Source organism: Actinomadura sp. NAK00032 (assembly GCF_013364275.1).
Taxonomy (GTDB): domain Bacteria; phylum Actinomycetota; class Actinomycetes; order Streptosporangiales; family Streptosporangiaceae; genus Spirillospora.
The window spans coordinates 3,569,456-3,595,136 of record NZ_CP054932.1 but is presented as its reverse complement, the minus strand read 5'-3'; the positions used below and the strand labels follow the sequence as shown (position 1 = coordinate 3,595,136).

Below are 25,681 nucleotides of genomic sequence, written 5' to 3'. Positions count from 1 at the left end.
CGCTGAGCCGGGGGATTGGAGCGGGCCATATTGCTTTCCGGGCAGGTGACCCGTCCTGACGCTGCGGTCACGGCACCTGGGGCGCGAACCGAAAAGTTACCCAGATCACATTCGGCGGCGTCCGGGCCCGGTCGTGGCGCGCACGACCGGGCCCGGACGCCGGGGCGGGGTCAGGCGGGGACGGACTGCCGCTCGGGCGCGGCGTCGCGGCGGCGGCCCCACAGGAGCGAGTCGACGGAGAAGCGGCCCGCGCCGGTGAACGCGAACAGGAGGCAGACGACGCCGAGCACGAGCACGTACTCGTAGCCGCCCTCCTGGCCGAACAGGCCCTTGTCCATGTGGACGTACCAGAAGGCCCCGGCCATGTCGAGGGCGATCAGCACGCCGGCGAGCGGCACCAGGACGCCGGCGATGAGCGCGATGCCGCCGAGCAGCTCGACCCAGGTGCCGTACACGGCGGCGAGGTCCGGCAGCGGGATGCCGAGGTGGTCGAACGAGCGGGCGACGGCGGCGTGGCCCTCGTCGGTGAGCTTCTGCCAGCCGTGCGCGACGAAGACGACGCCGACCGCCAGCCTGCCGAGGAGCAGGCCGGTGTCGGGCAGGGCGGGGTGGCGGCGGGGTGGGAGCATGCCTCGTCTCCTCTGGTTGAAGATTCAAACTTGAACTAGCAGAACGCTAGCAGGATGATTCAAATTCAGACCATTTAGAAACTTCAAGGCTGTTTTCATGCCAACTAGAATCACCGCATGAACGAAGTGGGGGACGCCGCCCTGGAACCACCCGAGCTGCGCGCCTGGATGGCCTTCCTCGCGGCCGGCCACCTGGTCGACCACGAGGTCGAGCGGCAGCTCAAACGGGACGGCGGGCTGTCCCACGCCGAGTTCGAGGTGCTGGTCAGGCTGCGGTCGGCGGACGGCCGCCGACTCCGCATGTCCGACCTCGCGCGGGAGGTGATGGTCTCCAAGAGCCGGCTCACCTACCAGGTCACCCAGCTGGAGCGGGCCGGGCTCGTGAAGCGCACGGGCTGCGCGACGGACCGCCGGTCGGTCTGGGCGGAGCTGACCGACGACGGCGCCGCCGCCCTCGACCGGGTCCGCCCCGGGCACCGCCGCGTCGTCCGGGAGGCCCTCATCGACGTGCTGACGCCGGAGGAGATCGACCTGCTCGGCGCGGCGCTCGGCCGCGTGGCCGACCGCCTCCGCGAGCGCTAGGGCCCGGCGGGATGCGCGATTTCGGGGGCATCGTCGAGCGCTCGCCCGTGCGGGTCGTCCGGCCGGGGTCGGCGGACGAGGTCGCGGAGGCCGTCCGCGAGGCCGCCGCCGAGGGGCTGGACGCGGTCCCGCGCGGCCTCGGGCACTCCACGTTCGGGCAGTCGCTGACCTCGGGCGTATCCCTCGACATGCGCGGGCTCGCGGGCGTCCGCGAGGTCGGCGGGCGGCATGCCGTCGCCGGCGCCGGGACGAGCTGGCGCGAGGTGCTCGCCGCGACGCTGCCGCGCGGGCTGACCCCGCCCGTCCTGACCGACCACCTGGACGTGACGGTCGGCGGGACGATCTCCGCGGCCGGCATCGGCGGGACGTCCCACGTCCACGGCACCCAGGCCGACAACGTGCTCGCCCTGGAGGTCGTCGCGGGCGGGCGGGTCGTCACCTGCTCCCCCACCGAGCGGCCTGAGCTGTTCGACGCCGTGCGGGGCGGCCTCGGCGGGCACGGCGTCATCACCGCGGCGACGCTGCGGCTCGTCCCCGCTCCGGAGCGCGTGCTGTCCTGCGCGATCCCTTGCCGGAGCGCCGGTGATCTGCTGCGCGTCCAGCGCGAGGCGCGGGCCGATCACATCTCGGGCCAGGTCAAGCCGTCCGAGGGCGGCTGGCGCTTCGAGGCCAAGGCCGTCCTGTACGGGGACGGCGGCGAGCCGCCGCCCGGCACCGCCGAGACCGAGAGCCTCGCCTACCCCGACTTCGCCGACCGGATGCGCCCCGACGTCGAGGAGCTGGTCGCGCTCGGCGAGTGGGCGCGCCCGCACCCGTGGGCCATGGTGTTCCTGCCCGCGCCCCGCGCGACCGCCGTGATCGAGTCGACGCTCGCCGAGATGACGGCGGCCGGCCTGGGCCTCAGCGGCGTGATCCTGGTCAAGGCGCTCCGCACGGACTCGGTCCTGTTCAGCGTCCTGCGCACGGCCTCGCCGGGCTGCGCGCCGGTCGCGGAGATGCTCGCCGCCAACCGGCGCCTCCTCGACCGCGCCCTGGCGGCCGGCGGCACCCGCTACGCCGTCGACTCGACCGGATAGGCGGCCTGGAAGGCCAGGCGCTCGTCGGCCCCGGCGGCGAGGCGGTCGCAGACGTCGTCGAGGTCCATGAAGACCTGCCACGGCTCCTGGCCGGACGCGGCGGCGAGGACGTCCACGACCCGCTGTTCGAGATCGGGGACCCGCTTGGCCTTCCAGACCTTGTCGGCCAGGCCGACCAGGAGGTCGTCGAGGCCGATGCCGGGGCCGTCCCAGGACGCGTGGGTGCGGGCGAAGCGCGCGAGGCGCTCGGGGACGCCGTGCTCGCGCAGCAGGGCGTGCCCGGCCGGCTCGTGCCGCGCTCCGGGGCCGGACAGCTCCGCCGGGTGCAGGGCCTTGCCGATGTCGTGCACGGCCGCGCCGAACAGGACGGCCTCCGCGTCCACGGCCGCCGCCGGGTGGCGCTCGCGGACCCAGGCGACCAGGTCGGCGGCCACGTCGTGGACGGCGCGCAGGTGCGCGGCGAGGCGCGGCGGCGCGTTCACGGCGGTCAGGAGGCGGGCGGCCTCGTCCGGCAGCGGGCGCGGCCCCGGGTCGGCCAGCGCCCGGCGCAGCGCGCCGCTCACTGGGCCAGGGCGAGGAGTTCGGCGGACGGAAGGGCCGTGAGCGCCTTGCCGGGGAGCATGATCTTCGACTTGCGCAGGCCGCTGCCGATGACGACGCGCGGGGCGGCGGCGACGGCCTCGTCCACCAGGACCGGCCAGCCCTCGGGGAGGCCGACCGGGGTGATCCCGCCGTACTCCATGGCGGTGAGCGAGGTCGCGTCCGCCATCGGGGCGAACGAGACCTTGCGGGCGCCGAGGTGCTTGCGGACGACGCCGTTCACGTCGGCGCGGCCGGTGGCGAGCACCATGCACGCGGCGTAGGAGACCTCGCCGCCGCGCTTGGCGGCGACGACCACGCAGTTGGCGCTCGCGTCGAGGGGAACGGCGTAGCGCTCGCAGAACGCCGCCGTGTCGGCCAGATCCGGGTCGATCTCCGCGACCTCGGCGTCCGGTACCGCGCCGATCGCGGCGGCGACGGGCGCCGCGAGGAGGTCGTGCCGTCCGTCCGCCGGTCCCCAGTCGAGCGTGCCGAGCATCTGTGCGTCCTCTCCGTGTTCCCGGGCCACCACGTGTTTCCCGGGGCCCACCCTGCCACGGTCTTGACGCCGCGACGCGCTGCGTGGTCCAGTGGCTGAGCCACTAGACCACTGGAGGTTCCGTGCCGTCCTCGCCGATCCCCCGCGACACCGTCGTGGACTCGCTCGTCGACCGGCTGCGCGACGACGTGCTCAGCGGCCGGTACCCGCCCGGCTCCTACCTGCCGCCGGAGCGGGAGCTGGCCGCCGGGTACGCGGTGACGCGGACGTCGCTGAAGCACGCGATCGTCCGGCTCGCGCAGGCCGGGCTGCTGGAGACCCGGCACGGGGTGGGGACGCGCGTCCGCGACTACGAGCGGCTCGGCGGGCCGGAGCTGCTGCCGATGCTGGCCCGCACGGTCGGGCCCGCGTGGATGGTGGAGATCTTCGAGGTGCGGCGCGAGGTCGGCGCGCGGGCGGCGGCGCGGGCGGCGGAGCGCGCGACGGCCGCGCAGCGCGCCCTGCTGCGGGACCTGGCCGAGGAGGTCCGCGCCGCGCCGGACGCGGCCGCGGCGCAGCTCGCCGAGTGCGAGATCCACCGCGTCATCGGCGGCGCGACCGGGAACCGGGTGTACGGGTTCATGGTGAACGCGCTGCTGAACGCCTACCTGGCCGTCCGGGAGCGGTTCGCGCACGCGTTCGCCGACCCCGGCGCGGCGGCCGACCGGCTCGCCCCGCTGATCGGCGCGCTGTGCGACGGCGACCCGGACCGGACGCGGGCGGCGGCCGACGCCTACTTCGCCGAGACCGAGGCGATCATGACGCGGGGTGCGCGATGACCGCCAGGCGCACGACGTTCAGCGAGGTCATGGAGGGCGCCCTGCGGCTCGCCGGGGAGGACCGGACGCGGCCGATGCGGCTGGAGCTGGACGCCGACCTGCCCGGCGTGCTGCGCCCCTGGGGCGACGCGGAGGGCGCCCTGACCGGGCGCGTCAGCGTGCCGGGCTGGGCGGACGACCGGGCGGCCTCGGGGCGGCTGCGGGTCGCGCCGCTCGCCGCCCGCAGGATCCGCTACACGCTCGACTTCACGGCCGCCGACGGCCGCCGCTTGCGCCTGGACGGCTGGAAGTCGGTGTCGCCGCGCCGGCCCGTCCGGTCGATGACGTCGCTGCCGGCCACCGTGACCGACGCGGACGGCGCGGTGGTCGGCGAGGCGCGGCTGCGCTTCCAGCTGCGCCGCGACCTGGCGGCCTTCCTCGCGAGCTTCCGCGTCCCGGCGCGGGCCGCCGACCCGATGCGGCCGCGCTGGCGGGGACAGGCCGGGCGGCTGGAGGTCTGGTACACGACGCTGACCGACCCGGTGACCGGCACCGGCGTGTGGCTGCACCACGAACTGGTCGCACCGGACGGCGGCGGCGCGCGCGCACATGGTTGGGCGGCGGTGTTCCCGCCGGGCGAGCGGCCGGTGTTCGGGCGGTTCGGCCCGGACGAATGGAGCCCTCGCGAGGACGCCGACTTCGCCGCCGGGCCGGTCGTCCAGGCCGGCGACCGGCTCACCGGCACGGCGGGCCCGATCGGCTGGGAGCTGCGCGAGGCGGGCGGCGGGCCGCCGCTGTACACGTTCCCGCGCTGGGCGTGGGAGCGGGAGCTGCTGCCGGCGGCGCAGATCGTCCCGAAGCCGTCGGCCGCGTACAGCGGCGCGGTGCGGTTCGGCGACCGGGTCCTGGAACTGGCGGACGCCCCGGGCGCCTCGGCACGGATCTACGGGCACGGCAACGCGCGCCGCTGGGCGTGGCTGCACGCCGACCTCGGCGGCGGGGACGTGTGCGAGATCGTGGCGGCCGTCTCGACGCGGCCGGGCCTGGACCGGCTGCCGCCGCTGCCGTTCGTCCGGCTCCGGGTGGACGGGCGGGACCTGCCGTCCGGCGACCCGCTCCTCGCGGCCCTCCGGCTGCGCGCCGACATCCGCCTCCCGACCTGGACCGTCCGGGGGCGCGTCGGCGACCGGCTGCTGCACGTCGCGGTCACGCAGCGGCCGGCGCGGACCGTCGCGGTCGACTACGCCGACCCGGACGGCGCCCCGGCGGTCTGCCGCAACTCCGAGCGCGCGGACGTGCGGATCGTTCTCGCGCGCCGGGAGGGGCGCGCCTGGCGGACCGAGCGCGAATGGCGGCTGGACGGCACCGGCCACGCGGAGGTGGGCCTGCGGTGAGCACCATGGCGGGGACGGTCTCGGTCCTGCTCGGCATCGACGACGACGCGGAGCTGGCGCGCGTCACCGCCGGCGCGGAGGCGATCGCGCGGGCGCTGCCCGGCCCGGCGCGGCTCGGCCTGGCCGCCGGGACCGGCGCGCTGGACGCGCTGGCGCGGCTCGCCGTCGGGCGGCCCCTCGACCGGCTGGATCCGGCCCGGCGGGACGCGCTCTGCGCGCTGCTGGCGGCCCGCCCGGCCGCCGCCCGGGTCATCGAGGCGGTGAAGCCCCCGCTGCTGCTGGCCGCCGGGACGGGGCTGCTGCCCGGCCCGCCGGAGCCGGAGGGCCTGGTGCGCCCCGACGCGGCGCTGGACTGCACCCCGTCCGCCGGGTGGCCGGCCTGCGCGACCGCCGACGCCGTCGTGGTCGGGTCCGGCGCGGGCGGCGCGATGGCGGCGCGGACCCTGGCCCGGCGCGGCCTGTCGGTGGTCGTCCTGGAGGAGGGGCGGCGCTTCGGCGCGGCCGAGTTCCGGGAGCGCCGGCCGCTCGACCGGTTCCTCGACCTGTACCGGGACGGCGGCGCGGCGGTGGCGCTCGGCCGCCCGCCGGTGCTGCTGCCCGAGGGCCGCGCGGTCGGCGGGACGACCGTCGTCAACAGCGGCACCTGCTACCGGACACCCGGCCGCGTCCTGCGCCGCTGGGCGTCGCTCGGCGTCCCGGTGGAGGACTTCGGCGCGCACCTGGACGAGGTCGAGGCCACGCTGCGCGTCGCGCGGCAGCCGGTCGGGCCGCTCGGCCGCAACGGGCTGCTCGCGCTCGCGGGCGCCGAGCGGCTCGGCTGGCGGGCCGCGCCGCTGCGCCGCAACGCGCCGGGCTGCATGGGCAGCGCGCAGTGCGCCGTGGGGTGTCCGCACAACGCCAAGTACGGCGTGCACCTGAACGCGCTCCCTCAGGCGTGCGAGGCCGGGGCGCGCATCGTCACCCACGCGCGCGTCGAACGCGTCCTGGTCGAACGCGGGACCGCCACCGGCGTGCGCGCGCGCCGCCCCGACGGCACGGCGTTCGAGATCCTGGCGCCCCGCATCGTCGTCGCGGCCAGCGCCACGCAGACGCCCCTGCTGCTGCGGCGCTCCGGCCTCGGCGGGCATCCGGAGCTGGGCCGGGGCATGGCCGTCCACCCCGCGACGAACATGGCGGGGCGCTTCGCCGAGCCCGTCGAGTCGTGGCACGGGGTGATGCAGAGCGTCGGCATCGAGGAGCTGCACGGCGACGGAATCCTCATCGAGGCGACGGCGACGCCGCCGGGCATGGCGTCGTTCCCGCTGCCCGGGATCGGGCGGCGGCTGCGCGGCGAGCTGGCCGGCGCGCACCGCCTCGCCGTGCTCGGCGCGATGATCGCCGACGCCCCGTCCGGCCGCGTCCTCGGCGCCCGGCGCCGCGCCCTGCTCCGCTACGACCTCGCTCCCCGCGACGCCGGGCGGCTCCGCCGCGCGATGGCCGCGATGGGGCGCGTCCTGTTCGCCGCCGGGGCCGAGGAGGTGCTGACCGGGCTGGCACGCGACCCCGTCGTCCGGAACGAGGAGGCCCTGGCGCGGGCCGTCGCGGCGGCGGCGCCCGCCGACCTGCACCTGGCCGGGTTCCACCCGACCGGGACGGCGCGGCTCGGCGCCGCCGCGGCCGCCGCTCCGGTGGACCCGGCCGGGCGGCTGCGGGGCGTGCGCGGGGTGCACGTCGCGGACGCGTCCGTCCTGCCGACGTGCCCCGAGGTGAACCCGCAGCTCACCGTCATGGCGATGGCGTCGCGGATCGCCGCCGGCATCACCTGATCCCGGCACTCCCCCGCCGGGGTCAGGCAGCGGCGCCCAGGGTGCCGTGCGGGTCGAGGATGTACTTGCGCGCCGCGCCCTTGTCGAACTCGGCGTACCCCTCGGGCGCCTGCTCCAGCGGGATCACCGACGCGTTGACGTTGCGCGCGATCTGGACCCGGTCGTACAGGATCGCCATCATCAGCTGCCGGTTGTAGGACATCACCGGGCACTGGCCCGTGACGAAGTACTCCGACTTCGCCCAGCCGGTCCCGATCCGCAGGCCGAGCTGCCCCACCTTGGCGTTCTCGTCCGCCGCGCCCGGGTCGCCGGTCACGTACAGGCCGGGGATGCCGACCCCGCCCGCCGCGCGGGTGATGTCCATCAGCGTGTTGAGGACGGTCGCGGGCTGCTCCGTCCGCGCCCCCTCGTGGCCCTGGCCGCGCGCCTCGAACCCGACGCAGTCGACGGCCGCGTCCACCTCGGGGACGCCGAGGATCTGCTCGATCTGGGCGCCGACGTCACCGTGCCGCGACAGGTCGATCGTCTCGCAGCCGAACCCGCGGGCCTGCGCGAGCCGCTGCTCGTTCATGTCGCCGACGATCACGACGGCGGCGCCGAGCAGCAGGCAGGCGGTCGCGCACGCGAGGCCGACCGGTCCCGCGCCCGCGACGTACACGGTGGAGCCGGTGGTGACGCCGGCGGTGTAGGCGCCGTGGTAGCCGGTCGGGAAGATGTCCGACAGCATCGCCAGGTCGGGCAGCTTCGCCATCACGGTGTCCCGGTCACCGGGGAACTTGAGCAGGTTGAAGTCCGCGTACGGGACGACCGCGTAGCGGGCCTGCCCGCCGTGCCAGCCGCCCATGTCGACGTAGCCGTAGGCGGCGCCCGGCCGCGCCCGGTTGACGTTCTCGCACACGCCGGTGTGGCGCTCCTTGCAGTTGCGGCAGCGGCCGCACGCGATGTTGAACGGGACGCTGACGAGGTCGCCCGCCTTGACGAACTCGACGTCCCCGCCGGTCTCGATCACCTCGCCGGTGATCTCGTGGCCGAGCGTGAGCCCGGCGGGCGCGGTCGTCCGGCCGCGCACCATGTGCTGGTCGGAACCGCAGATGTTGGTGGCCAGGACCTTCAGGATGGCGCCGTGCTGCAGCTTGCGCCCGCCCTGTTCGGCCAGTTCGAGCTTCGGGAAGTCCAGGTCCTCCACCGTGACCTCGCCCGGCGCCTGGTACACGACGCCTCGGTTGGTGTCCGCCACGACCTCTCCCTCTGTTGAGAGCCGGTTCGCGGGCGCCCGGACGGCGGCCGACGCGCGCCGGCCGCCCGCGGCCGAGCGCGCTCGCGCGGGCCGCGGGGGCGTTCGCGATCGTACGACCGGAGCCATACCCGGTTTGTGGCCGTTAGTCCTATTTCGGACGGTTCAACTGCCCAGATAGCGGAGGACGGCGAGGACCCGGCGGCTGTAGCCGGCGGCGTGCGACAGGTCGAGCTTGTCGAAGATCGCGTTGACGTGCTTCTCGACCGCGCTCTGCGAGATGTGCAGGTTGGCGCCTATCGAGGCGTTCGTATGCCCTTGGGCCATGTTGTCGAGGACGTCCCGCTCCCGCGGCGTGAGGCGGGCCAGCGGATCGGTGTGCGTGCTGTGCGCCAGCAGCCGCCGGACCACCTCGGGATCGAACGCCGCCCCGCCCGCGCCGACCCGGTCGAGCGCGTCCAGGAACTCGTCCACCTGCGCGACCCGGTCCTTCAGCAGATAGCCGACGCCGGTGGTGTCGGCCGTGATCAGCTCGGTGGCGTAGCGCTTCTCCACGTACTGCGACAGCACGAGCACCCCGACCCCCGGCCAGCGCCGCCGGATCTCCAGCGCCGCGCGCAGGCCCTCGTCGGTGTGCGTCGGCGGCATCCGGACGTCCACCACCACGACGTCGGGCGGGCCCTGCTCGCCCGACGCGGCCACGGCCGCGATCAGCGCGTCGCCGTCGCCGACCGCCGCGGCCACCTCGTGGCCCTCCTCGGCGAGCAGCCGCACGAGGCCCTCGCGCAGCAGCGTCGAGTCCTCGGCCAGCATCACCCGCATGGCAGCTCCGCGGTGATCACCGTCGGGCCGCCCCGCGGGCTGTCCACGGCGAACGTCCCGTCCAGCGCGGCCACCCGGCGGGCCAGGCCCGCCAGCCCGCCGCCGGCCGGGTCGGCGCCCCCGCACCCGTCGTCTTCGATGCGCACGCCGACCATTGTCCCGGAACCCGCGACGGCGACCCGCACCGCCCGCGCGCCGGAGTGCTTGGCGGCGTTCGTGACGGCCTCGCAGACGACGAAGTACGCGGCGGTCTCCACCGCGTGCGGCGGGCGCCCCGGCACGTCGTAGTCGATCGCCACCGGCACCGCGGACCGCTCGGCCACCGTCTCCAGTGCCGCGCGCAGGCCCTCGCCGTCCAGCGCGGCCGGGTAGACCCGCCAGGTCACCTCGCGCAGGTCCGCAAGGGCCCGCTGCGACTCCTCGTGCGCCTGCTTCAGCAGCTCCGCCGCCCGCTCGTGGTCGCCGGCGCGGCGGGCCCGGCCGATCAGCATGCCGAGCGCCACGAGCCGCTGCTGGACGCCGTCGTGCAGGTCGCGCTCTATGCGGCGGCGCTCGTCGTCCACCGCGTCCACCACCTCGGCCCGCGTCACCGACAGCTGCGCGATGCGGCGCTCGTACTCCGCCAGCGGGCTCGGCCCGAGGCAGCGCCGCGCCACGCCCTTCTCCAGCGCCACCACGCCGACCAGGCCGTACACGGCGAGGAAGAGCAGCACAACGCCCACGACGGCGGTGTAGAGGACGATCCACCAGGCCGGCGGGATGCCGTCCAGGTAGTCGCCGGTGATCCACCAGCTCACCGCGAGCCGGACCCCGAGCGTCACGCCGTAGGCGATCAGCAGCAGGATCGCGGCGCCGAGCAGGCCCACCGGCACCCGCAGGACGAGGTAGGCGAGCGCCCGCAGCGGACCGTACTGGACGGCCCGGTCCTCGCCGAGGAAGGCGCGCAGCCGCCGCATCTCCAGCTCGGTAAGCAGCTCGGCGGCGTCCGCGACGGCCGCCGGGACCGCCCGCCGCCCGCGGGAGAAGGCCAGCGAGTACGCCATGAGCAGCGCCGCCCCCGCCAGCAGCACCAGCTCCACGCCGGCGGTGGCCGCGCCCAGCACGAGCCCCGCCAGGGCCCGGACGACCGCGGCGGGGCCTCGGCGCACGGCGTCAGTAGATGCGGTCACGTTCGCGTTCTCTTGCCTCCGCCCGGTGCACCCCCGCCGGCCGCTGCTCCCCGGCACCGGCCCGCCGTGCCTTCACGATACGCACCGCGAGGAACGCGACGGCCGCCACGGCGACGACCGCGAGCACCCCCTTGGAGTAGACGCCGACGTACTCCTCGACCGTCCGCCAGTTGTCGCCGAGCCCGTACCCGGCGAGCACGAACGCGGTGTTCCACAGCAGGCTGCCGAGCGTCGTGTAGGCCAGGAACACCGACATCCGCATCCGCTCGACCCCCGCCGGGACGGAGATCAGGCTCCGGAAGATCGGGATCATCCGGCCGAAGAACACCGCCTTGCCGCCGTGCCGGGCGAACCACGCCTCCGTCCGGTCGAGGTCCTCGACCTTGACCAGCGGCAGCCGCGCCGCGATCGCGCGGACCCGGTCCCGCCCGATCAGGGCGCCGATCCCGTAGAGCGCGAGGGCGCCGGCGACGCTTCCGAGCGTCGTCCACACGATCGCCGCGGTGAGGCTCATCCGGCCCTGCGCGGCCGTGAAGCCGGCGAGCGGGAGGATCACCTCGCTCGGCAGCGGCGGGAACAGGTTCTCCAGCGCGATCGCCAGGCCGGCGCCGGGCGCGCCGAGCCGGTCCATCAGGTCGGTCGCCCACCCGGCGATGCCGCCGACGGGTTCGCCGCCGGAGGCCGCGTTCATCAGTCCGATCATGCCTACGACGCTAGGAACCGGCCGGGCCCGCCACCATGGAGAGCACCGCCGACCCGTCCGGCCGGATCCCGCACCCCCACCCTGCGGAAAACCACACCCCCGGCCTCAGCCGGTGGCCGTTCTCGGCCGCAGGGGCTGATTCAGCGGAGAGTGAAACAGGCCACACCGCGCCGCGCGGTCCGGGATGCTCGTAGCCCTGGTACCCGCAGGCCGGCCCTGGTTGCGGACGTCGCCGCCGCCGGTTTCGGACGCCGGGTCCGGTCATGATCCGGGTAAAGGATCTTTTTGATCGACTTTTCCGCCGTCATACCTTTCTTGTAGCGTTCGCAGCGTTTTGTGAAGTGCATTCATGATCGGACATTCCCGCCACAAGATCATGTAAGGACGCCGCGATGCCCCTGGCGACAGGCCTGGCCGCGGCCGCGCTCCTCGGCCTGCTGACGCTCCTGGCCACCGCGCGGCACGGCAGGCGCCGACCACGCCCGGACGACGAGCACCCCGAGTCGCTGACGACCGTCCTCGGCCCGGGCGACGAGGAGTACCTCGCCTGGCTCGCCGACCACCACTGGCCGCGCGACGAGTACCTCGACCTCGAGCACGACTGGCTGGACGAGATGGCGTTCGGCGAGCCCGCCGGGCACTACGAGGCGCCGCTGTGCCCCCGCTGCGACCTGCGCCGCGAGGACGTGTGGCCGTGCCCGACCTGCGGCCGGCTCCTGCACTCCTCCTGCGGCCACGGGATGCGCCGCCGGACGGTCGACCGCCCGTACCGGACGCACGGGACCAACTCCGAGGCCGTCATCGGCGAGTGGATCTGCACGGGCTGCGCGTCCGTGGTCGGCCTGGACGTCGACCACGGCGACGAGCCCGACGGGGGCCTCTTGCGGTGAATCGCCCCGAATGCCCGATCTCGCGGCCTCCCACACGCGACGAACAGTAAAGAATTCCTCATCCACTTGCATATTTCGGACGCACAGCGGCAGGCTGCACTATGTCCTAAATCACTGGGACACCGTGGAGGAACTCCGTGACCGCTCAGCACGACATCATCTGCACGCACCAGCCGCCGTGCCCGGCGCCCGACGACCTCGACCGCGAGGCCGCCCGCACCGTGGCCAACCACCCCGAGCAGGGCTGGAGCCTGCTCTGCAACGGCATCGTCGTCTTCGAGGACACCGGCGAACTGCTGCCCGACGGCCGGGTGATCGACCCGCACCGCCCCGTCACGACCGCCTAACGGATCACGTGCCCGTCGTACCCGAGCCGGGCGAGCTCCTCGTAGGCCGCCCAGACGTCCGCCGGGACGGGCATCGGCACCTGGTACCCGCGCTCCGCGTACACCACCATCCGCTGCAGGTCCCCCACCATCAGCTCGATGGACCGGCGCTCGCAGAACGCCTCGAACCCCAGCTCCGGCGCGGACGCTGACCACTCGACCTCGGGCCACCGCCGCCGCGCCGTCGCCAGCGACCGCCGCGTCATGTAGGGCTTCGCCACCAGGATCCCCCGCCGCACCGCGACGCCCCGGCCGTCCAGCAGCCGCCTGGACGCGGTGATGTTCTCCCCCGTGTTGCTCGCCGTCTCCTCCAGCAGCAGCGCCTCCGCCGGCACCCCGTGCTCGCGCGCCACCCGCCCGAACACCCGCGCCTCGGTCTCCGTCCACCCCGAGGTCATCTTGCCGCGCCCGCCCGACACGACCACCAGCGGCGCCCATCCCGCGTGCCAGAGCCGCGCCGCCTGGACCGCCACCCGCGTGTCGTGGCACCCCAGCGCCAGGATCACGTCAGCCTGGGAGAGGGGGCCGGACAGGACGAGGTGGTCCCAGACGACCCGTGCCAGCTCGCGCGCCCGCGCGTCCACATGAGACTCCACGGGGTCATTGTCCCCGGCGGCCCGCATGTCGGACTCCCATCCGGCGGAGCCTCCCGCTAACGTTCAACTGTTTTGCTACTTACGCAAGAATCATGTGGAACTCGACCGCGAAAGGACGGTGTGGTGTGATCACAGTCCTGGTCCTCGTGTCCCTGCTGGCCCTGTTCGGCCTCTGCCTGCCCCGCCTGCTCCGCCCGATGCCCCTGAGAACCGCGCCCGACCCCCCGCCATCCGCGCCCGCGCACCCGGAGTCCATGACCGCCGAACTCGACCCCGGCGACGAGGAGTACCTCGCCGCCCTCGCCGACGAACTCTGGCCCGAGGACGAGTACCTGGAACTCGAGCACACCACCGACGGCGAAGAAGAACCCGGCGGCAGCGGCATGCGCCGCTGACCGGCCCCAGGTGAATCCCGGCCGCCGCCGGCCCGTCCCAAAGGAGTCGGGCGCCCCCTTGACCGACCCCGGCGGCGGCAAGCCGGGGGTAGGTCAGGGGGACTCGAAGAGGGCGCTCACCGATTCGCCGTTGTGGATGCGGCGGACGGCCTCGGCGAGGGCCGGGGCGATGGACAGGATGCGGAGCTTGTCGCTGCGGTCGCCGTTCGGGACGGGGACCGTGTTGGTGCAGACGATCTCCAGGACGTCGGGCTGGGCGGTGAGGCGCTGGAGGGCGCCGGCGGCGAACAGGCCGTGGGTGCAGGCGACGCGGATGGTGCGGGCGCCCAGTTCGCGGAGCCGGTCCAGCAGTTCGAGGACGGTGCTGCCCTTGGCGATCTCGTCGTCCAGGACGATGACGTCGCGGTCGGCGACGTCGCCGATGACGGAGCTGATCTGGACGCGGTCGTCGGGGAAGCGCTGCTTGGCGCCGGCGGCGACCTGGACGCCGAGGAGGCGGGCGAAGGCCGCGGCCTCCTTGGCGTTGCCGAGGTCGGGCGAGACGACGGTCGTGCGCGACAGGTCGTACCCGCGGAAGTGGTCGGCGAGCTCCCGCAGCGCGTGCAGGTGGTCGACGGGGACGGAGAAGAAGCCGTGCACCTGCGGCGAGTGCAGGGTCATGGCGAGGACGCGGCTCGCGCCGGAGGCGACGAGGAGGTCGGCGACCAGGCGCCCGCCGATGGAGATGCGCGGCGCGTCCTTCTTGTCGGAGCGCGCGTAGGAGTAGTGCGGCATGACGACGGTGATGCGGCTCGCGGACGCGCCGCGGGCGGCGTCGCACATCAGGAGCAGCTCGACGAGGTGCTCCTGGACGGGCGCGACGAGCGGCTGGATCAGGAAGACGTCCCGCTCCCGGCAGTTGGCCTGCAGCTGCACTTCCAGGCAGTCGTTGGCGAACCGGTCGACCCGGGACGGGCTCAGCGGCACCCCGAGGTGCGCGCAGACCTCGGCGGCCAGTTCCGGGTGGGCGCTACCGCTGAACACGGCGATCTCTCGCACGAACCGCTCCTCACATGATCGTCCGGGCTCATGCTAGAGGTCGGTTGTGGGGAGGGGTTCGCCGGTCTCCAGCAGCGTCTTCAGCCCGGACAGGACGTGCGGCCAGCCGTTCCTCGACATGGCGAGCAGTGCCTCGCCCGCGTGGTGGACGACGGTCAGCCTGGCGGTGGCGCCGGCCGGCTCGATGACGAAGGACACCGTGGAGCGGGGCTCCGCCATGAGCGCGCGGCGGGTCTCCTCGTCCACGCCGACGCTCTTCGCCCATTCGGGGGTGAAGGTGTGCCAGGTGTAGGACAGGCGGCGGCCCGGCTCGGCCGCCAGGACGGTCTGCTCGGGGTCGGCGGTCGTCGCGTCCTCCTCGTGCCAGGTCATCGCGGAGCCGGGCGCCCAGTCGGTCTCGAAGGCGACGCCCCAGTAGCGGCGGGTGGCGGCGGGGTCGGTGAGGGCCTCCCAGACGCGTTCGGGGGCGGCGTTGATGTAGATCGTGTAGACGAAGTCGTCCGCGGTCATCGGCCTGCTCCCGGGGTGGTCTAGGGCTTGCGGCCCACGCCGCCGTAGGCGTCGACCGGCTCGGGTTCGCCGGGCGTGTCCGGGCGCCAGTGCGTCACCGGGACGATCCCGGGCTCCTCGACCTGGAGGCCCTCGAAGAAGCCGGCGATCTGCCCGGGGGTCCGCAGCACGAGCTGCGCGTTGCCGGAGGCGTTCCACACGTCCACGATCCGGTCGGACGCCTCGCCGTGGACGACGTTCGTCCCGTCGTACATGGCGAGGTAGCTGCCGGACGGCACCGCGGACAGCAGCCGCCGCACGATCGCGTACGCCTGCTCGTCGTCGGGGACGAACTCCAGGATCCCCATCAGCGTGAACGCGACCGGCCGGCTGAAGTCGAGCGTCTCCGCGGCGCCCTCCAGGATGCCCTCGGGCTCGCGGAGGTCGGCGTGGATGTAGGCGGTGTGCCCCTCGGGGGTGCTGGTGAGCAGCGACCTCGCGTGCTCCAGGACGAGCGGGTCGTTGTCGACGTAGACGATCCGCGACTCGGGCGCGGCCCGCTGGGCGACCTCGTGGGTGTTGTCGACCGTGGGCAGGCCCGTCCCGATGTCGATGAACTGGCGGACGCCCGCCTCGGCGGCCAGGTGCCACACGACCCGGTTGAGGAACAGCCGGGAGGCGCGCGCCAGCCTCGCGACGTCCGGCAGCATGCCGAGGATCTGGTCGCCGACCTCCCGGTCCACCGGGTAGTTGTCCTTGCCGCCCAGCCAGTAGTTCCAGATGCGCGCCACGTGCGACACGCTGGTGTCGATGCCGGGGCCGGGTCTCTGCTCGCTCATGCACACCTCCTGCGGTGTCCCTTCCCGGCCCCGGCGCCCGTCAGTCCTCGTCGCCGTCGTCGTCCGGCTTTTCGGTCTGCTGGGCGAGGACCTTGCCGGACGCGGCGTCCAGCGTGACCTCGTGCTCGTTGCCGTCCTTTCCGGCGACGTCGACCTCCCAGACGGCCTTGCCGCCCTCGTGCTCGAACTCGGCGGACGTGACGTGCCCCTGGACGGCCTTCAGCGCCGCGCCGGCGGCGGCGGGCGCGGCCACCGACGCCTTGCGCAGGGCGGCGGCCTCCGCGGCGTCGTCGCGGTCGTCACGGTCGTCGGCGCGGTCGGTGAGGACCTCGCCGGTGCCGGAGTCGACGGTCACGTCGCGCCACGTCCCGTCCTGGGAGAGGACGTCGAACTCCCAGACCGCCGTGCCGTCCTCGTCGTCGAGTTCGGCCTCGGCGACGGTGCCGGGCACCTTCTTCAGCGCCGCGTCCGCCGCCTGCGCCAGCGCCACCGCCGGGGCGGGCGCCGCGCCGCCGGACGGGGCCGCGGCCGGCGCGTCCTGCGCGGTGGCGAACGCGGCCGTCGTCCCGCCCGCGGCCAGCACCCCCGCGGCGACGGCCGAGACCAGCAGCCCGCGCCCGGTGACCATGCGCCGTGCGTCGATCTTCATCGAGTTCCACCTTCCGTTCGGTTCCCCCTTGCGAACCCCACGTTGGCGTGTCTTCCTGTAGCGCTCCTGAACTAACCTGAAGCCGCCTTCAGGTGCCGTTTGGCAGGCTGGGGGCATGCGCCTGCTGATCGTGGAGGACGAGAAGCGCCTGGCCACGTCCCTCGCGCGGGGGCTGACGGCCGAGGGCTTCGTGGTGGAGGCCGTCCACGACGGCGCGGAGGGCCTGCACCGGGCGCTCGGCGGCGGCTACGACCTGATCGTCCTCGACATCATGCTGCCCGGGATGAACGGCTACCGGGTGTGCGCGGAGCTGCGGGCGGCGGGCGACGAGACGCCGATCCTGATGCTGACCGCCAAGGACGGCGAGTACGACGAGGCCGAGGGCCTCGACACCGGCGCGGACGACTACCTCACCAAGCCGTTCTCGTACGTGGTGCTGGTGGCGCGCGTCCGCGCGCTGCTGCGGCGCCGCACGCGCGGCGCCGCGCCCGCGATCGTGCTCGGCGACCTCACCGTGGACCCGGCGGCGCACCGCGTGTTCCGGGGCGGCGCGGAGGTGGAGCTGACCGCCAAGGAGTTCGCCGTGCTGGAGCACCTGGCGGCCAACGCCGGCCGGGTCGTGTCGAAGGCGCAGATCATGGAGGCCGTCTGGGACTTCGCCTACGACGGCGACCCCAACATCGTCGAGGTGTACGTGAGCGCGCTGCGCCGCAAGCTGGACGTCCCGTTCGGGCGCCGGTCGATCACGACGGTGCGCGGCGCCGGGTACCGGCTGGCCCGGGACGGGGGCGCCTGACGTGGCGCGCCGCCTCGGGTCCGTCCGGGCCCGGACGACGCTGGGCGCGACGGCCGTGGTCGCGGGCGCGCTGGTCGCCGCCGGGCTGGCGGTGGTGCTGCTGCTGCGCGCGAACCTGGCCGGGCAGACGGACCTGCGGGCCGAGGTATCGGCGCGGGAGGTCGCGGCGCAGCTCGCGGCGGGCACGCCGTACCGGAGCCTCGACCTGCCCGACGGCGAGGACCATCCCGTGCAGGTCGTCGGCGAGGACGGCCGCGTGCGCGCGGTGAGCGAGGACCTCCAGGCGATCGACGGCACCGGCTCCCCCGGCGTCCGGCCGGGCGCGGCCCCGCGCGGCGGCGGCGACGATGACGACGACCAGGGCGACGACTATCCCGGCCGCGGCGAGGTGTCGGGGGACGACCCGGGGTTCAGCACCGGCCGCGCGACGGTGGACGGCCGGACGGCCGACTACCGGTTCGCGGCGGTCGAGGTGACGACGCCGCGCGACGAGACCGTGACCGTGTACGCGGGCGCCGACCTCGCCGCGGCGCGGGACGCGACCGGCACGGTCACCCGCGCGATGCTCGCCGGGCTGCCGCTGCTGCTCGCCGTGGTCGCGGGCGTGACGTGGCTGGTCACGCGGCGGGCGCTGCGCCCGGTGGAGGCCGTCCGGGCGGAACTGGCGGAGATCACCGCGTCCGGCGACCTGGCCCGGCGGGTGCCGGTGCCGGACGCGCGGGACGAGATCGCCGGCCTCGCCGCCACGACGAACGAGACCCTCGCCGCGCTGGAGGAGTCGGTGGCGCGCCAGCGCGGCTTCGTCGCGGACGCCTCGCACGAGCTGCGCAGCCCGATCGCGTCGCTGCGCACGCAGCTGGAGGTCGCCGCCGCGCATCCCGAGCTGCTGGACGTGGACGGCCTCGTCGCGGACGTCGTGCGGCTCCAGCACCTGGCCGCCGACCTGCTGCTGCTCGCCCGCATCGACGCCGGCGAGCGGCCGCCGGCCCGTCCGGTCGCGCTCGGCCGCCTCGTCCGGGACGAGCTGGACCGGCGCGCCCCCGGCGACCGCGTCGCGGTGCGGGCGTCGGTCGAGGGGGACCCGCGGGTCATGGGCGTCCCGGGCCGGCTGGCGCGGGTGGTGGGCAACCTGCTCGACAACGCGCAGCGGCACGCGGACGCGGCCGTCCGGCTGTCGCTGCGCGAGGAGGCGGGGACGGCGGTGCTGCGCGTCGCCGACGACGGCCCGGGGGTGCCGGCCGCCGACCGCGAGCGGATCTTCGAGCGGTTCGTCCGGCTGGACGACGCCCGCAGCCGCGACGAGGGCGGCGCCGGGCTGGGCCTCGCGATCGCCCGGGACCTGGTCGCGGCGCACGGCGGGAGCCTCACCGTCGGCGAGGCCCCCGGCGGCGGCGCGCTGTTCGAGGTGCGGCTGCCGGCTACTTGAGGAGCTGGCGGGCCATCACCATGCGCTGGATCTGGTTGGTGCCCTCGTAGATCTGGGTGATCTTGGCGTCGCGCATCATCCGCTCCACCGGGAAGTCCCGCGTGTACCCGTAGCCCCCCAGCAGCTGGACGGCGTCGGTGGTCACGTCCATCGCCACGTCCGAGGCCAGCGCCTTGCACGCCGAGGAGACGAACGTCAGATCCGGGACCTTCTCCCCGCTCATCGCCCGCTCGGACTTGATCGCCGCGTGGTAGGTCAGCTGCCGCGCGCCCTCCAGCCGCATCGCCATGTCGGCCAGCATGAACTGCACACCCTGGAAATCGGCGACCGGCTTGCCGAACTGCCGCCGCTCCTTGACGTAGTTCAACGCGAAGTCCAGCGCCCCCTGCGCGATCCCCAGCGCCTGGGCGGCGATGGTGATGCGGGTGTGGTCCAGGGTGGCCAGCGCGGTCTTGAATCCCGTGCCCTCCGCGCCGATCAGCCGGTCGGCGGGGATGCGGGTGTCCTCCAAGAGCACCTGCCGGGTCGGCGAACCCTTGATCCCCAGCTTGCGCTCCTTCGGCCCGAACGACACCCCCGGATCCGACTTCTCCACCACGAACGCGGAGATACCGCGGGCGCCCGCCGCCGGGTCGGTGACCGCCATCACCGTGTAGAACTCCGACACCCCCGCATTGGTGATCCACATCTTCGCGCCGTTGAGCACCCAGGTGTCGCCGTCGCGCACCGCGCGGGTCTTCATCCCCGCCGCATCCGACCCCGCGTCCGCCTCCGACAGCGCGTAGGAGAACATCCCCTCACCACGCGCCACCGGCGCCAGGTACTTCTTCTTGAGCTCCTCGCCGCCGGCCAGCAGCACCGGGACCGTGCCCAGCTTGTTCACCGCCGGGATCAGCGACGACGAGCCGCACACCCGCGCGACCTCCTCGATCACGATCACCGTGGCCAGCGCGTCCGCTCCCGCACCCCCGTACGATTCGGGCACGTGCACCGCATGCAGATCGTTGGCGACCAGCGCGTCCAAGGCCTCCTGCGGGAACCGGGACTCCTCGTCCACCTCCGCCGCGAAAGGAGCGATCTTGGCCTCGGCCAGCTCACGCACCGTGCGCCGCAGCAGCTCATGCTCCTCCGACGGCGCATACGCCGGGTAGTCGCTCATGGTCCCTCCACCTGCCCCACCGATACTTTGACGGCAAATATTTTAACGACAAAATAATTCACCGCCCGCGCTCCGGTCAAGGCGCGTCAAAGATGCCGGAGCAGCTTGGCGAGGGCCGGGTTGTCGTTGCCGCGGCGCCAGGCCAGGCTCAGCTCGACGGGGTCCGGGACGGGGAGGTCGACCGGGCGGAACCGCAGCCCCGCGTAGCGGAGCCGGGACGCGGCGGCCGGGACCAGCGCGACGCCCCACCCGCAGTTGACCAGCGCGAGGATGCTGTGCACCTGGCTGAGGTACTGCGCGTACACCGGCGAGACGCCCGCCTGCCGGAACACGCTGATCACCAGCTCGTGGAAGTAGCGGGCCTCGACGGGCGAGTACATGATGAACGGCCGCCCGTCGAAGTCGGCGAGCGCCAGCGGGCCCTCCCCCGCCGCGAGCGGGTGGCCGTTCGGGACGGCGGCGAGCAGCGCCTCCCGCTCGGCGGGGCGCTCCGCCAGGTCCGGGTCGGTCACCGGCGGCCGCAGGAGCCCGAGGTCGAGGCTCCCCTCGGCGAGGGCGCGCACCTGGTCCCGCGTCACCATCTCCCGCAGGACGATCCCGACGTCCGGCAGCGCCGTCCGCGCGACCTCCAGCAGCCGGCCCAGCGTGGCGTAGGCGCTCGCCGCGGTGAACCCGACCGTGATGCTCCCGGCCTCCCCCGCCGACACCTGCCGGACCGACATCGCGACGTGGTCGGCCTGCTGCAGCAGCCGGCGCGCCTCGACGAGGAAAGCCCGCCCGGCCGGGGTGAGCCGGACGGACCGGTTCGTCCGGTCGAACAGCCGCACCTTCAGCTCGTTCTCCAGCAGCTGGATCTGCCGGCTGAGCGGCGGCTGCGTCATGCGGAGCCGCTCGGCGGCGCGGCCGAAGTGCAGCTCCTCGGCGACGGCCACGAAGTTCGTGAGCTGGGTCAGCGTGAACATCGATTCCCTGCGGGTATCAGTGGATGCCTTTTTCGTGTTGGACCTGGATCAATCGGCCATCCTAGCCTCGGGGGCATGACGCAGACTGCGCCCGAAGAGATCGCGACGCGGCTCGGGTCCGGGCTCCTTTCGTTCCCCGTCACGCACTTCCGCGACGACCTGTCCTTCGACGAGCCCGCCTACCGGGACAACATCGGCCGGCTCGCCGGGTACGGCGTCGCCGGCCTGTTCGCGGCGGGCGGCACCGGCGAGTTCTTCTCGCTCGCGCCCGGCGAGGTGGGCGCGGTGGTGCGCGCCGCCGTCGCGGAGGCGCCGGACGGCCTGCCGGTGATCGCGCCCGCCGGGTACGGGACGGCGGCGGCCGCGGCGATGGCGCGCGAGGCCGAGGAGGCGGGCGCCGACGGGGTGCTGCTGTTCCCGCCCTACCTGACCGAGGCGTCGCAGGAGGGCCTGATCGCGCACGTCCGCGCCGTCTGCGCCGCGACCCGGCTCGGCGTGACGCTCTACAGCCGCGCGAACGCCGTCTACCAGGACGCGACGGTCGCCGCGCTGGCCGAGGAGTGCCCGAACCTCGTCGGCTTCAAGGACGGCGTCGGCGACCTGGAGCTGATGACGCGGATCAGGTCCCGGCTCGGCGACCGGCTCGTCTACATCGGCGGGCTGCCCACCGCGGAGACGTTCGCGCTCCCCTACCTGGAGATGGGCGTCACCACCTACTCCTCGGCGGTCTTCAACTTCGTCCCGGAGTTCGCGCTCGCGTTCTACGCCGCCGTCCGCGGCCGCGACCGGGCCGAGGTGGCGCGGCTGCTCGCGGAGTTCGTCCTGCCGTACTGCGACATCCGCAACCGCCGCAAGGGCTACGCGGTCAGCATCATCAAGGCGGGCATGCGGGTCACCGGGCACCCCGCCGGGCCCGTCCGGCCGCCGCTCACCGACCTGACCGACGCCGAGACCGCCGAACTGGCCGAACTCGTGAAGCGAGTGCGCTGAGATGACGGCCGTCCCCGCCGGCGCGGCCACCCTCGACCGGATCGCCTGGATCGAGCTGTCGTCGGTGACGCTGCCGCTCGCCGTCCCGGTCAGCGACGCCAAGGTGCTGACCGGGCGGCAGCGGCCGATGACCGAGGTCGTGTTCCTGTTCGCCGAGATCGGCACCGCGGACGGCCACGAGGGCATCGGGTTCGGCTACGCCAAGCGCGCCGGCGGCCCCGGCCAGTTCGCGCACGCCGCCGAGGTCGCGCCCGCCCTCATCGGCGAGGACCCGAGCGACATCGGGCGGCTCTGGACGAAGCTGGTGTGGGCGGGCGCGTCCGTCGGCCGCAGCGGGCTCGCCACGCAGGCGATCGCCGCGATCGACATCGCGCTCTGGGACCTGAAGGCCAAGCGGGCGGGCCTGCCGCTCGCCAAGCTCCTCGGCGCGCACCGCGACTCCGTCCGCTGCTACAACACCTCCGGCGGATTCCTGCACGCGCCCCTGGAGGAGGTGCTGGAGAACGCGGAGGCGTCCGCGGCCGCGGGGATCGGCGGCGTCAAGATCAAGGTCGGCCATCCCGACCACGCCGCGGACCTGCGCCGGGTCACCGCCGTCCGGGAGCGGCTCGGCGACGCGTTCCCGCTGATGGTGGACGCGAACCAGCAGTGGGACCGGCCCGCCGCGCGGCGGATGGGCCGCGCGCTGGAGGCGTTCGGCCTCACCTGGATCGAGGAGCCCCTCGACGCCTACGACGCCGCGGGCCACGCCGCGCTCGCCGCCGCGCTCGACACGCCGATCGCGACCGGCGAGATGCTCACCAGCGTCGCCGAGCACTGCGAGCTCATCGCCAAGGGCGCCGCCGACGTCCTCCAGCCGGACGCCCCGCGCATCGGCGGCATCACCGCCTTCCTGAAGCTCGCGACGCTCGCCGACCACCACCAGCTGCAACTCGCGCCGCATTTCGCGATGGAGATCCACCTGCATCTGGCCGCCGCCTACCCGAGCGAGCCGTGGGTGGAGCATTTCGACTGGCTCGACCCGCTGTTCAACGAGCGGCCGACGATCGAGGGCGGCCGGATGCACGTCCCGCCGCGTCCCGGCCTCGGCATCACCCTCACCGACCGGGCCCGCGCCTGGACGACGGCCCGCACCCGCGTCGACGCGCCCGCCTAGCCATGGGCTGCCGGAGCAGGGTTCGAACCTGCATGACGTGATCCAGAGTCACGCATCCTGCCGATTGGATGATCCAGCATGGGTGCCCGCGGGCGGGCGGTGGCGTCCGCCCGCCTCGGGCACGTGCAGAACCGGCCGGGGGTCGTTACTCCCGCCGGGCCCAGTCCAGAGCCGCACCCGGGAATCGAACCCGGTTCCGCCTGGGTGGAAGCCAGGTGCCTTAACCATTTCGGCCTGTGCGGCTTGCGGCGGAACAAGGAGCATTCCGCCGAGTGGATCGGGCCGGACTCGAACCGGCAACCTCCCGCTTGCAAGGCGGGCGCTCTTCCCATTGAGCTACAGACCCGTGATGAACATGAAAAGACCGCCAGAAAGGTCATCCTGGCGGTCTCCGGGGAACCTTCGCGGTCCTATCCGGAGACGCCTCCGACGGCGGCGGCATCGTGCCACTGCCCGGTGCCGGAGCGCTGCGGCGCCGGCCCAGTGCTGATCATGGCCACCCCCACCGCTCCTCCCCGTCGCTTGCGTTCGGTTTGACACTCATAGAGTGCGGCATCCCGCGGCCGGCGCGCAAAGCATTTTCCGGCATACGTCCGCCCCGGGCCGTATCGCACGAATGGCCCGGGGCGGACGTCCGGATATCGCGGCCTTTACCGGTGGGTGCGGGTGCGGCGCCCGGGGGTCAGGAGGCGCTGCAGGACCCGGAACGGGAGGGTCACGATGCTGACGATCGTGCCGATGATGGCGCTGAGCGCTGCACTGATGCGGCGCATTGTGTTTCACTCCTTCAGGTCGTCCTGTACGACCCGTACCCCCGTGTCGGGATTTACACCGGCTTTGCTCCGATGACGACCGTGGCATAGAACTCCTCGGACGTCCGGACGGCGGCGGACAGCCCGCCCCGCTCGACGGCGGCGACCGCGTCCGGGACCTGGCGCTCGCTCGTCTCGAACAGCAGGTGGCCGCCCGGGACCAGCCACCGCGCCGCCTCGGCGGTGACGCGGCGCAGCACGTCCAGGCCGTCGGGGCCGCCGTCGAGCGCGACCCGCGGCTCGTGGTCGCGCGCCTCCGGCGGCATCAGCGCGACGTCGCCGGTCGGCACGTAGGGGACGTTGGCGAGCAGCACGTCGACGCGGCCGCGCAGCGCGTCCGGGAGCGGCGCGAACAGGTCGCCCTCGTAGGCGTGGCCGCCGAGCGGCGCGATGTTGGCGCGGGCGCACCGGACGGCCGCGGGCTCGACGTCGGCGGCGTGCAGGGCGTACTCGTCCAGGCCGGCGACGAGCGCGGCGCCCAGCGCGCCGGAGCCGCAGCACAGGTCGACGACGACGGGGCGCGGCGGGGCGAGCGCGGCCGCCTCGCGGACGAGGAACTCGGTGCGGCGGCGGGGCACGAACACGCCCGGCTCGACGGCGATCCGCAGGCCGCGGAACTCCGCCCAGCCGAGGACGTGCTCCAGCGGCAGCCCGGCGGCGCGCCGGTCCACCATCGCGGAGGCGTCGCCGGGCGTGGCGGCGGTGGCGAGGATCAGCCGCGCCTCGTCCTCGGCGAACACGCAGCCGGCGGCGCGCAGCCTGGAGGCGATCGCGGACGCGGTGAGGGGTGTCGTCATGGGGTTCCGGACTGTACAACACGTGCGACGGCACCGGGCGACGGCACCGGGCGACGGCACCGCGTCCGTCCCGAGCAGGGGCCGCGTGGCCCGACAATGGAGCGTTGTCCATGAGTCGGAGGCGCGGGGTGTCGGAGAGGGCGGCCGGTCTGAAGGCCGACTGCGCGAGCTGTTTCGGTCTGTGCTGCGTCGCGCTGCCGTTCGCGAAGTCGGCCGACTTCGCGGTGGACAAGGCCGCGGGCGAGCCGTGCCGCAACCTGCTGGACGACTTCCGCTGCGGCGTCCACGCCGACCTGCGGGGGCTCGGCTTCCGGGGCTGCACGGTCTTCGACTGCTTCGGCGCGGGGCAGAAGGTGTCGCAGGAGACCTTCGCCGGACGGGACTGGCGTGCCGACCCCGGCGTCGCGCGCCGCATGTTCGCGGTGTTCCCCGTCATGCGGCAGCTGCACGAGCTGCTCTGGTACCTGGACGAGGCGGCGGCGCTGCCCGCCGCCGGGCCCGTCCGCGCCGAGCTGCGGCGGGCGTACGCGGACGTCGACCGCCTCACCCGGCGCGATCCGGCCGGACTCGCCGAGCTGGACGTCCCGGCCGTGCGGGCGGAGGCGAACGCGCTGCTGCTGCGCGCGAGCGAGCTGGCCAGGGCCGCCGTGCCGGGCCGCCGCGCCGACCGGCGGGGCGCCGACCTCATCGGGGCGCGGCTGAAGGGCGCCGACCTGCGCGGCGCGAACCTGCGCGGCGCGTACCTGATCGGGGCCGACCTGCGGGGCGCCGACCTGCGCTCGGCCGACCTGATCGGCGCGGACCTGCGGGACGCCGACCTGCGCGGCGCCGACCTCACCGGCTGCCTGTTCCTCGTGCGTGCGCAGCTGGACTCGGCGCGGGGCGACGCCGCGACGCGGTTGCCGAGCACGGTCGAACGCCCAGCGCACTGGTGACCCGCGCCCCCCTGATCTTGTTTAGCTCCCCGGTCAAGGGGCATTTCCGCACCGCACGTCATCGGGGGGTCACGTGG

Annotated in this window: 29 protein-coding genes and 3 tRNA genes; 13 read left to right on the top strand and 19 right to left on the bottom strand. The window is 74.4% G+C overall.

Annotation, left to right across the window (positions count from 1 at the left end; all coding sequences use genetic code 11):
- Nucleotides 1-170: 170 nt before the first annotated feature.
- Nucleotides 171-629, bottom strand: a complete 459-nt coding sequence (locus tag HUT06_RS16865; RefSeq protein WP_176196602.1) for a DoxX family protein — start codon at nucleotides 627-629, stop codon at nucleotides 171-173.
- A gap of 117 nt (nucleotides 630-746) precedes the next feature.
- Between HUT06_RS16865 and HUT06_RS16860 the strand changes: the two genes are divergently transcribed.
- Nucleotides 747-1,211, top strand: a complete 465-nt coding sequence (locus HUT06_RS16860) for a MarR family winged helix-turn-helix transcriptional regulator (RefSeq protein ID WP_176196601.1) — start codon at nucleotides 747-749, stop codon at nucleotides 1,209-1,211.
- Between the two features lie 11 nt (nucleotides 1,212-1,222).
- A complete protein-coding gene (locus HUT06_RS16855) occupies nucleotides 1,223-2,287 on the top strand; it encodes an FAD-binding protein (protein ID WP_176196600.1) in 1,065 nt (354 codons plus the stop codon).
- On the opposite strand, the gene HUT06_RS16850 is transcribed toward HUT06_RS16855, so the two are convergent.
- Together HUT06_RS16850 and HUT06_RS16845 are read right to left on the bottom strand one after the other, a co-directional pair.
- Nucleotides 2,263-2,850: an HD domain-containing protein gene (locus HUT06_RS16850; protein WP_254715227.1), complete on the bottom strand. Its 588-nt coding sequence runs from the start codon at nucleotides 2,848-2,850 to the stop codon at nucleotides 2,263-2,265. The genes HUT06_RS16855 and HUT06_RS16850 overlap by 25 nt on opposite strands.
- A complete protein-coding gene (locus tag HUT06_RS16845; protein WP_176196599.1) occupies nucleotides 2,847-3,365 on the bottom strand; it encodes a YbaK/EbsC family protein in 519 nt (172 codons plus the stop codon). Before HUT06_RS16845 ends, HUT06_RS16850 begins: the two co-directional genes overlap by 4 nt.
- Before the next feature lie 122 nt (nucleotides 3,366-3,487).
- Here HUT06_RS16845 and HUT06_RS16840 point away from each other — a divergent pair, with 122 nt between their 5' ends.
- From HUT06_RS16840 to HUT06_RS16830, 3 genes are read left to right on the top strand one after another with little or no spacing between them, the layout of a single operon-like run.
- Nucleotides 3,488-4,183 (top strand): FadR/GntR family transcriptional regulator, encoded by a 696-nt coding sequence (locus HUT06_RS16840; protein ID WP_176196598.1) that lies wholly within the window; start codon nucleotides 3,488-3,490, stop codon nucleotides 4,181-4,183.
- Nucleotides 4,180-5,556, top strand: a complete 1,377-nt coding sequence (locus tag HUT06_RS16835; protein ID WP_217711319.1) for a hypothetical protein — start codon at nucleotides 4,180-4,182, stop codon at nucleotides 5,554-5,556. The genes HUT06_RS16840 and HUT06_RS16835 overlap by 4 nt, the downstream gene beginning before the upstream one ends.
- Before the next feature lie 5 nt (nucleotides 5,557-5,561).
- Entirely contained in the window at nucleotides 5,562-7,361 is a 1,800-nt protein-coding gene (locus HUT06_RS16830; RefSeq protein ID WP_176201418.1) for a GMC family oxidoreductase, read from the top strand.
- A 22-nt stretch (nucleotides 7,362-7,383) separates the two neighbouring features.
- On the opposite strand, the gene fdhA is transcribed toward HUT06_RS16830, so the two are convergent.
- From fdhA to HUT06_RS16810, 4 genes are all read right to left on the bottom strand, one after another.
- Entirely contained in the window at nucleotides 7,384-8,598 is a 1,215-nt protein-coding gene (fdhA, locus tag HUT06_RS16825; protein ID WP_254715226.1) for a formaldehyde dehydrogenase, glutathione-independent, read from the bottom strand.
- A gap of 162 nt (nucleotides 8,599-8,760) precedes the next feature.
- The gene (locus HUT06_RS16820) at nucleotides 8,761-9,417 is read right to left on the bottom strand and encodes a response regulator transcription factor (RefSeq protein WP_176196596.1); all 657 of its coding nucleotides are present in this window, start codon (nucleotides 9,415-9,417) and stop codon (nucleotides 8,761-8,763) included.
- Entirely contained in the window at nucleotides 9,408-10,565 is a 1,158-nt protein-coding gene (locus HUT06_RS16815) for a sensor histidine kinase (RefSeq protein ID WP_254715225.1), read from the bottom strand. The genes HUT06_RS16820 and HUT06_RS16815 overlap by 10 nt, the downstream gene beginning before the upstream one ends.
- 4 nt (nucleotides 10,566-10,569) lie before the next feature.
- On the bottom strand, nucleotides 10,570-11,289 hold the full coding sequence (locus HUT06_RS16810) for a DedA family protein (RefSeq protein ID WP_254715224.1): 720 nt from the start codon (nucleotides 11,287-11,289) through the stop codon (nucleotides 10,570-10,572).
- Between the two features lie 392 nt (nucleotides 11,290-11,681).
- Here HUT06_RS16810 and HUT06_RS16805 point away from each other — a divergent pair, with 392 nt between their 5' ends.
- Nucleotides 11,682-12,179, top strand: a complete 498-nt coding sequence (locus HUT06_RS16805; RefSeq protein WP_176196595.1) for a hypothetical protein — start codon at nucleotides 11,682-11,684, stop codon at nucleotides 12,177-12,179.
- 158 nt (nucleotides 12,180-12,337) lie between these two features.
- Entirely contained in the window at nucleotides 12,338-12,526 is a 189-nt protein-coding gene (locus tag HUT06_RS16800) for a DUF5999 family protein (RefSeq protein ID WP_176201415.1), read from the top strand.
- On the opposite strand, the gene HUT06_RS16795 is transcribed toward HUT06_RS16800, so the two are convergent.
- Nucleotides 12,523-13,161 (bottom strand): YdcF family protein, encoded by a 639-nt coding sequence (locus tag HUT06_RS16795; RefSeq protein ID WP_176196594.1) that lies wholly within the window; start codon nucleotides 13,159-13,161, stop codon nucleotides 12,523-12,525. The two genes, HUT06_RS16800 and HUT06_RS16795, sit on opposite strands and share 4 nt — an antisense overlap.
- Before the next feature lie 125 nt (nucleotides 13,162-13,286).
- Here HUT06_RS16795 and HUT06_RS16790 point away from each other — a divergent pair, with 125 nt between their 5' ends.
- Complete coding sequence (locus HUT06_RS16790; protein WP_176196593.1) at nucleotides 13,287-13,556, top strand: hypothetical protein; 270 nt, start codon at nucleotides 13,287-13,289, stop codon at nucleotides 13,554-13,556.
- Nucleotides 13,557-13,649: 93 nt separating this feature from the next.
- Here the strand turns inward: HUT06_RS16790 and HUT06_RS16785 are convergent, their stop codons facing one another.
- Genes HUT06_RS16785 through HUT06_RS16770 form a run of 4 tightly spaced genes read right to left on the bottom strand, consistent with a single transcriptional unit; the run spans nucleotide 13,650 to nucleotide 16,571 of the window.
- Entirely contained in the window at nucleotides 13,650-14,594 is a 945-nt protein-coding gene (locus HUT06_RS16785) for a ribose-phosphate pyrophosphokinase (RefSeq protein ID WP_176196592.1), read from the bottom strand.
- 33 nt (nucleotides 14,595-14,627) lie between these two features.
- On the bottom strand, nucleotides 14,628-15,104 hold the full coding sequence (locus HUT06_RS16780; protein WP_176196591.1) for an SRPBCC family protein: 477 nt from the start codon (nucleotides 15,102-15,104) through the stop codon (nucleotides 14,628-14,630).
- A 20-nt stretch (nucleotides 15,105-15,124) separates the two neighbouring features.
- Nucleotides 15,125-15,922: an SAM-dependent methyltransferase gene (locus HUT06_RS16775; protein WP_176196590.1), complete on the bottom strand. Its 798-nt coding sequence runs from the start codon at nucleotides 15,920-15,922 to the stop codon at nucleotides 15,125-15,127.
- Nucleotides 15,923-15,962: 40 nt separating this feature from the next.
- Entirely contained in the window at nucleotides 15,963-16,571 is a 609-nt protein-coding gene (locus HUT06_RS16770; protein ID WP_217711317.1) for a PepSY domain-containing protein, read from the bottom strand.
- A 115-nt stretch (nucleotides 16,572-16,686) separates the two neighbouring features.
- On the opposite strand from HUT06_RS16770, the gene HUT06_RS16765 reads away from it, so the two are divergent.
- On the top strand, nucleotides 16,687-17,367 hold the full coding sequence (locus HUT06_RS16765) for a response regulator transcription factor (protein ID WP_176196589.1): 681 nt from the start codon (nucleotides 16,687-16,689) through the stop codon (nucleotides 17,365-17,367).
- A 1-nt stretch (nucleotide 17,368) separates the two neighbouring features.
- Nucleotides 17,369-18,793, top strand: coding sequence for a HAMP domain-containing sensor histidine kinase (locus HUT06_RS16760; protein ID WP_176196588.1), 1,425 nt, complete (start codon nucleotides 17,369-17,371; stop codon nucleotides 18,791-18,793).
- Here the strand turns inward: HUT06_RS16760 and HUT06_RS16755 are convergent.
- Nucleotides 18,786-19,952: an acyl-CoA dehydrogenase family protein gene (locus tag HUT06_RS16755; protein ID WP_176196587.1), complete on the bottom strand. Its 1,167-nt coding sequence runs from the start codon at nucleotides 19,950-19,952 to the stop codon at nucleotides 18,786-18,788. The two genes, HUT06_RS16760 and HUT06_RS16755, sit on opposite strands and share 8 nt — an antisense overlap.
- 86 nt (nucleotides 19,953-20,038) lie before the next feature.
- A complete protein-coding gene (locus HUT06_RS16750) occupies nucleotides 20,039-20,914 on the bottom strand; it encodes a LysR substrate-binding domain-containing protein (RefSeq protein WP_176196586.1) in 876 nt (291 codons plus the stop codon).
- 75 nt (nucleotides 20,915-20,989) lie between these two features.
- Between HUT06_RS16750 and kdgD the strand changes: the two genes are divergently transcribed.
- Entirely contained in the window at nucleotides 20,990-21,904 is a 915-nt protein-coding gene (gene kdgD / locus HUT06_RS16745) for a 5-dehydro-4-deoxyglucarate dehydratase (protein WP_176196585.1), read from the top strand.
- Nucleotide 21,905: 1 nt separating this feature from the next.
- Nucleotides 21,906-23,060 (top strand): mandelate racemase/muconate lactonizing enzyme family protein, encoded by a 1,155-nt coding sequence (locus tag HUT06_RS16740; RefSeq protein WP_176196584.1) that lies wholly within the window; start codon nucleotides 21,906-21,908, stop codon nucleotides 23,058-23,060.
- Between the two features lie 7 nt (nucleotides 23,061-23,067).
- On the opposite strand, the gene HUT06_RS16735 is transcribed toward HUT06_RS16740, so the two are convergent.
- The 5 genes from HUT06_RS16735 to HUT06_RS16720 all read right to left on the bottom strand — a co-directional run bounded on the left by HUT06_RS16735 (nucleotide 23,068) and on the right by HUT06_RS16720 (nucleotide 24,669).
- A tRNA-Gln gene (locus HUT06_RS16735) sits at nucleotides 23,068-23,139 on the bottom strand.
- A gap of 90 nt (nucleotides 23,140-23,229) precedes the next feature.
- Nucleotides 23,230-23,303 (bottom strand) — tRNA-Gly (locus HUT06_RS16730).
- A 30-nt stretch (nucleotides 23,304-23,333) separates the two neighbouring features.
- Nucleotides 23,334-23,406 (bottom strand) — tRNA-Ala (locus HUT06_RS16725).
- A gap of 304 nt (nucleotides 23,407-23,710) precedes the next feature.
- A complete protein-coding gene (locus tag HUT06_RS44590; protein ID WP_254715223.1) occupies nucleotides 23,711-23,833 on the bottom strand; it encodes an LPFR motif small protein in 123 nt (40 codons plus the stop codon).
- Between the two features lie 53 nt (nucleotides 23,834-23,886).
- Entirely contained in the window at nucleotides 23,887-24,669 is a 783-nt protein-coding gene (locus tag HUT06_RS16720) for a putative protein N(5)-glutamine methyltransferase (RefSeq protein ID WP_176196583.1), read from the bottom strand.
- Between the two features lie 110 nt (nucleotides 24,670-24,779).
- Between HUT06_RS16720 and HUT06_RS16715 the strand changes: the two genes are divergently transcribed.
- A complete protein-coding gene (locus HUT06_RS16715) occupies nucleotides 24,780-25,604 on the top strand; it encodes a pentapeptide repeat-containing protein (protein ID WP_176196582.1) in 825 nt (274 codons plus the stop codon).
- The last annotated feature ends 77 nt before the right edge of the window (nucleotides 25,605-25,681 follow it).

Coding starts and splice junctions, on each gene's coding strand:
- HUT06_RS16830 (WP_176201418.1), top strand. CDS start 5,562: ATGGCGGGGACGGTCTCGGTCCTGCTCGGCATCGACGACGACGCGGAG.
- HUT06_RS16770 (WP_217711317.1), bottom strand. CDS start 16,571: ATGAAGATCGACGCACGGCGCATGGTCACCGGGCGCGGGCTGCTGGTC.
- HUT06_RS16750 (WP_176196586.1), bottom strand. CDS start 20,914: ATGTTCACGCTGACCCAGCTCACGAACTTCGTGGCCGTCGCCGAGGAG.
- HUT06_RS16860 (WP_176196601.1), top strand. CDS start 747: ATGAACGAAGTGGGGGACGCCGCCCTGGAACCACCCGAGCTGCGCGCC.
- HUT06_RS16820 (WP_176196596.1), bottom strand. CDS start 9,417: ATGCGGGTGATGCTGGCCGAGGACTCGACGCTGCTGCGCGAGGGCCTC.
- HUT06_RS16835 (WP_217711319.1), top strand. CDS start 4,180: ATGACCGCCAGGCGCACGACGTTCAGCGAGGTCATGGAGGGCGCCCTG.
- HUT06_RS16715 (WP_176196582.1), top strand. CDS start 24,780: ATGAGTCGGAGGCGCGGGGTGTCGGAGAGGGCGGCCGGTCTGAAGGCC.
- HUT06_RS16740 (WP_176196584.1), top strand. CDS start 21,906: ATGACGGCCGTCCCCGCCGGCGCGGCCACCCTCGACCGGATCGCCTGG.
- HUT06_RS16845 (WP_176196599.1), bottom strand. CDS start 3,365: ATGCTCGGCACGCTCGACTGGGGACCGGCGGACGGACGGCACGACCTC.
- kdgD (WP_176196585.1), top strand. CDS start 20,990: ATGACGCAGACTGCGCCCGAAGAGATCGCGACGCGGCTCGGGTCCGGG.
- HUT06_RS16865 (WP_176196602.1), bottom strand. CDS start 629: ATGCTCCCACCCCGCCGCCACCCCGCCCTGCCCGACACCGGCCTGCTC.
- HUT06_RS16805 (WP_176196595.1), top strand. CDS start 11,682: ATGCCCCTGGCGACAGGCCTGGCCGCGGCCGCGCTCCTCGGCCTGCTG.
- HUT06_RS16720 (WP_176196583.1), bottom strand. CDS start 24,669: ATGACGACACCCCTCACCGCGTCCGCGATCGCCTCCAGGCTGCGCGCC.
- HUT06_RS16755 (WP_176196587.1), bottom strand. CDS start 19,952: ATGAGCGACTACCCGGCGTATGCGCCGTCGGAGGAGCATGAGCTGCTG.
- HUT06_RS16765 (WP_176196589.1), top strand. CDS start 16,687: ATGCGCCTGCTGATCGTGGAGGACGAGAAGCGCCTGGCCACGTCCCTC.
- HUT06_RS16775 (WP_176196590.1), bottom strand. CDS start 15,922: ATGAGCGAGCAGAGACCCGGCCCCGGCATCGACACCAGCGTGTCGCAC.
- HUT06_RS16855 (WP_176196600.1), top strand. CDS start 1,223: ATGCGCGATTTCGGGGGCATCGTCGAGCGCTCGCCCGTGCGGGTCGTC.
- HUT06_RS16780 (WP_176196591.1), bottom strand. CDS start 15,104: ATGACCGCGGACGACTTCGTCTACACGATCTACATCAACGCCGCCCCC.
- HUT06_RS16810 (WP_254715224.1), bottom strand. CDS start 11,289: ATGATCGGACTGATGAACGCGGCCTCCGGCGGCGAACCCGTCGGCGGC.
- HUT06_RS44590 (WP_254715223.1), bottom strand. CDS start 23,833: ATGCGCCGCATCAGTGCAGCGCTCAGCGCCATCATCGGCACGATCGTC.